Source organism: Aggregatibacter sp. oral taxon 458 str. W10330 (assembly GCF_000466335.1).
Classification (GTDB): Bacteria; Pseudomonadota; Gammaproteobacteria; order Enterobacterales; family Pasteurellaceae; genus Aggregatibacter.
On sequence record NZ_KE952630.1, the window covers coordinates 1 to 4786 of the forward strand.

The window sequence follows — 4786 nt, forward strand, 5'->3', positions numbered from 1 at the left end:
GCCACAGCCACAGCCACAGCCACAGCCACAGCCAAATATTACACCATCCTTACCGGCGACCGCACAACTACTTGAGAGCGCAAACGCACAAGTGTCTCTTCGCCAAGCGGAATTACTGATGGTCGAAAATGAATTAAACGGCATTCACCAACGTTTAGGTGAAATCAGAACCGGTGCGAAAGGCAATATTTGGGTGAGAAACGTCAATTCACATCAAAAACTCACCGCACTTTCAACGGGTGAAAGTCAAACTTCCGGCTTTAAGCAAAATGTACATAGCTTACAAATTGGTGCGGATGCAGCAGCGACGGATAAGGTGCGTTTAGGCGGATTTGTCGGACACAGCCAAGCCACTATTGACTTCAACAATCATTACGGCAACGGAAAAGTGAAAGGACAAACCATTGGGGTTTACGGGACTTATATGGCTGACAATGGTGTCTATTTAGATAATATCGCACAATATAGTCGCTTAACCGCCGACTCGAATCATACGGAAAAACAGCGTTACAACGCTTACACGTTAAGCAGTGAAATCGGCAAACAATTCCAATTAGCCGGTGCATGGACCGTGACCCCACAAGCGCAATTGGCTTGGACACATATTAACGGTAAAGAAAAAGAAGATAGCCTATCCGCCATTTCTTCTCGTGTCGGTTTACGCCTTGCCAAAACCTTCGAGTTGAAGCAAGGATGGAAACTTCAACCTTATGCCGAAGCAAATGCGATCACGACGCGCCACCACCAGAGCGACATTAACTACCGTGGTACTCAACTCAATGTAGAAAGTTATCGCGATCGTTTCACAAGTGCGATCGGTTTTAATGCCGGTTTGGGCAATCACCGCATTGGTTTAGAAGTGAATCGCGCTGATGGCAAACACATCAAGCAACCATTTGGTGTACAAGCCGTCTATCGTTTCCAATGGTAGTTTAAACCGTTCATTTTCAGATTCCGTCTGAACGTTTATAAAAGCCATAAGCGTTTTTCTTGCCAACAGAAAAACGCTTATTTTTTTCACCGCACTTTGTCGTTCTAAAAGCAAGATCATTGCATAGATAAACTTGCTTGCCGTGTATGCCTATTCATTGTTTTTATGGCTAGAGTTTTGCGCTTCAATCCGCTATATTAGCGCACAACTGTTAGCTGAATTTGGATTTTTTAACCATGGATCTCAATTTTCATTTTATTCACCGTGTGCGTACCCAAGCCAAAACGTTGGCAAATCGCACCGCACTTCGTTACTTCAAAGACAACAACTGGCTGTCTATCTCTTGGTCAGAGTTTCAACAACAAATTGACCAAATTTCCTTAGCGTTATTAGCAAATCATATTGATATTCAAGATAAAATCGGTATTTTTTCACACAATATGCCGCGTTGGACGATTACCGACATCGGCGCATTGCAAGTGCGTGCTGTCACCGTGCCGATTTATGCCACGAACACAGCAAAACAAGCCCAATTCATTATCAACAATGCAGATATGAAGATCATTTTCATAGGCGACCAAGAACAATATGATCAAGTATTGGAAATCGTCAATGAATGCCCAAAACTGGAAAAAATCGTGGCAATGAAAAGTACGATCCATTTGCATGAACACATCAAAGCCTGCCACTGGCAAGACTTTATCGAGATGGCCGACGAGCAATATCAGGCGGAATTACAACAGCGATTGGATGGCAAGTGCTTGGAGGATTTGTTTACACTGATTTACACCTCCGGTACGACCGGTGAGCCGAAAGGCGTGATGTTGGATTACGCGAATTTAGCGCACCAACTCAATGCCCACGATCAGGCGCTAAAAGTCGATGATACCGATGTCTCTCTTTCCTTCTTACCCTTATCGCATATTTTTGAGCGCGCTTGGGTGGCTTATGTGCTCCATCGCGGTGCGACCAACTGTTACATTGAAGACACCAATCAAGTGCGGTCGGCCTTGACGGATATTCGTCCAACCTTAATGTGTGCCGTGCCACGGTTTTACGAAAAAATTTATACGGCCATTTTAGACAAAGTCCATCATGCGCCAAAACTTCGCCAACGTATTTTTCATTGGGCGATGGACGTTGGACATCAGCATTTCGATGCTCTTGCCAAAGAGCAAAAAATCGGCTTTTTGTTAAAACAACAGTATGCCCTCGCCAATAAGCTAGTACTTGGCAAATTGCGCGCGCTACTCGGTGGGCGCATTCGCATGATGCCATGTGGCGGCGCCAAATTGGAACCGACTATCGGCTTATTCTTCCACAGCATCGGCTTGAACATTAAGCTGGGTTACGGCATGACAGAAACCACCGCGACGGTTTCCTGCTGGGATGATCTTCACTTTAACGCCAATTCCATCGGTCGCTTAATGCCGGGCGCAGAAGTCAAAATTGGCGAAAATAACGAGATTCTCGTACGCGGTGGCATGGTGATGAAAGGGTATTACAAAAAACCACAAGAAACCGCTGAGGCCTTCACCGCCGACGGTTTTTTAAAAACCGGTGATGCCGGCGAATTTGATGCCGAGGGGAATTTATACATCACCGACCGCATTAAAGAATTAATGAAGACGTCCAACGGCAAATATATCGCACCGCAAGTGTTGGAAAGCAAAATCGGCAAAGACAAATTCATTGAACAAATCGCGGTTATTGCTGATGCCAAAAAATATGTCTCCGCCCTTATCGTGCCTTGCTATGCTGCCCTTGAGGAATACGCCAAACAGGTCAACATCAAATATCAAGATCGGTTGGAATTGCTCAAACATTCCGAGATTTTGCAAATGTTAGAACAGCGAATCAACGAGTTACAAAAAGAGCTTGCAGGTTGGGAGCAAATCAAACGGTTTACCCTGTTGCCTCAGGCGTTTAGTACGCAGCTGGAAGAAATTACCCCTACCTTAAAATTACGCCGAAAGGTTATTTTGCAACGCTATCAAGCGCAAATTGAGGCGATGTATAGTTGATAATTGATGGCGTGGGCAAGAATATGATTTCCTCACGCCAATCAAAATAAAGACGAGAAAAGAAAAAAACCTGTTTTGAAAAACATCAAAACAGGTCTTAAAAAGAAGTTACATCATGAAAAATGGTTGCGGGGGCCGGATTTGAACCGACGACCTTCGGGTTATGAGCCCGACGAGCTACCAAGCTGCTCCACCCCGCGATTGAGGTGGGCTATTGTACTCATTTCAAAATAAATTGCAAGTTTAAATTTAAAAATAATCGCGTCCGGCTTGAAATTGGACATAATTCACACATTATCCCTGTGAATTTATCGTTTTTTGATGAATCGCGGTCTATTAAGACAGTCTGTTAAGACATAGGCTGTCTCTACCGAAAGAAAGGGAAAGTCAGAAAAAACAATAAGATGAAACATAACAAAACATTTACAAACACGAAGTAACATTTTATAGTAGTGCACGTTAGTCGGGGTGCTTCGTTCGCTTAAATAACGAAGCTGAGAAATACCCGTGAACCTGATACAGTTAGCACTGACGTAGGAAACTAATGCACTTCACTCTGCTTCTATGGCGTCTTTCAGCCGATTTCCCCCGTTGAGTTGTTAGCTGGTTTTATTTTTCAATCTCATCAAGGATTAGATCAATGACCATGCTTGCTAAAAATGATTCCCTTTTAAAAACGACCTTAAAAACCACCGCACTTTGCTTGCTTCCAATGCTGTTTTATACGCAAAACGCCCAAGCGGAAGGCAAACTCACCGTGTATTGCAGCGTGCAAAATGTCACCTGTGAAAAAGTCACAAAACGCTTTGCCGAAAAATATCATGTTGACACCCAATTTGTACGCAACAGCACCGGCACCGTACTGGGTAAAATCAAAGCGGAAAAAGACAATCCACAGGCAGATGTATGGTTTGGCGGCACCTTTGAACCGCACTTACAAGCCGCTGATCAAGGCTTGCTGGCAATTTATCGCTCCCCATTACAAAAAGACATCATGCCACAGTTCAAAAAATTAATGGATGAACGGGGCGACTACACGTCAATTATCTATTTAATGGAAGTTGCCATCGGCGTAAATACAGAAAAATTAAAACAGCTTAATATTCCGGAACCGAAATGTTTCGCCGATTTACTTAAGCCAGAATTCAAAAATCAAATTCAATATGCCGATCCCCGCGTATCCGGCACAGGCTATTCTTTTCTGACGACATTAGTGCAGCTTTGGGGCGAAGAAAAAGCCTTTGATTACTTGAAAAAACTCAATGCGAACGTGGCGCAATATTCCAAGAGCGGTTTAGCCACCGGTAATTTATCCACCGGTGAAGTGAGTGTAGATGTTTCCTTTATGCATAGTTATGTGCGTGAAAAAGACAAAGGCGCACCGGTAAAAGGCATTTTGCCTTGTGAAGGCGTGGGCTACACACTGGGTGCGGTCAGCATTATCAAGGGTGCACGCAATCTTGAAAATGCCAAACACTTCGTGGATTTCGTCCTCGATGCGGAAGCACAAGAAATTCCATGGCGTGAATCCGATTCTTATCAAATTCCAACGAACATTCACGCTAAGGCGTCCCCGAAAGCCAGCGATCCAACAAAACTGAAGTTATTGGATATTGACTTCATCCGCTTTGGTGCCGATGCAGAAAGCAAACGCCTCATTGAACGTTGGGTTAAAATCACGCAAGAAGAAAAATAATTTCACCTCATTCTTACGTTGGGAGAGCAACGTGCTCATTACGCCATACCATGGTTTTTTCGTTGCTCTCCGCCTCCCCAGTTTTGTGACCAACTTCAAAGATCCGAAAATTTTAGCCAAAATTCCATTTTTTTT

The 4786-nt window shown here is 43.9% G+C and carries 3 protein-coding genes, 1 tRNA gene and 1 riboswitch; of the genes, 3 read left to right on the forward strand and 1 reads right to left on the reverse strand.

The genetic code is table 11. The annotated features are described in order from the left end of the window. A partial coding sequence (locus tag HMPREF9065_RS00080; RefSeq protein WP_021617149.1) for an autotransporter outer membrane beta-barrel domain-containing protein occupies window positions 1-931 on the forward strand: 931 nt, incomplete at its 5' end. A 236-nt stretch (window positions 932-1167) separates the two neighbouring features. Further along, complete coding sequence (locus HMPREF9065_RS00075) at window positions 1168-2955, forward strand: AMP-dependent synthetase/ligase (RefSeq protein ID WP_021617150.1); 1788 nt, start codon at window positions 1168-1170, stop codon at window positions 2953-2955. Between the two features lie 123 nt (window positions 2956-3078). Here HMPREF9065_RS00075 and HMPREF9065_RS00070 read toward each other — a convergent pair. Then, a tRNA-Met gene (locus tag HMPREF9065_RS00070) sits at window positions 3079-3155 on the reverse strand. Between the two features lie 254 nt (window positions 3156-3409). Continuing rightward, window positions 3410-3512, forward strand: a riboswitch (TPP riboswitch). Window positions 3513-3595: 83 nt separating this feature from the next. On the opposite strand from HMPREF9065_RS00070, the gene HMPREF9065_RS00065 reads away from it, so the two are divergent. Beyond that, a complete protein-coding gene (locus tag HMPREF9065_RS00065) occupies window positions 3596-4651 on the forward strand; it encodes an ABC transporter substrate-binding protein (RefSeq protein ID WP_021617151.1) in 1056 nt (351 codons plus the stop codon). Window positions 4652-4786: the final 135 nt, after the last annotated feature.

What these genes read in the sequence shown, in the direction of transcription:
- HMPREF9065_RS00075 (WP_021617150.1), top strand. Translation starts at nt 1,168, where the DNA reads ATGGATCTCAATTTTCATTTTATTCACCGTGTGCGTACCCAAGCCAAA.
- HMPREF9065_RS00065 (WP_021617151.1), top strand. Translation starts at nt 3,596, where the DNA reads ATGACCATGCTTGCTAAAAATGATTCCCTTTTAAAAACGACCTTAAAA.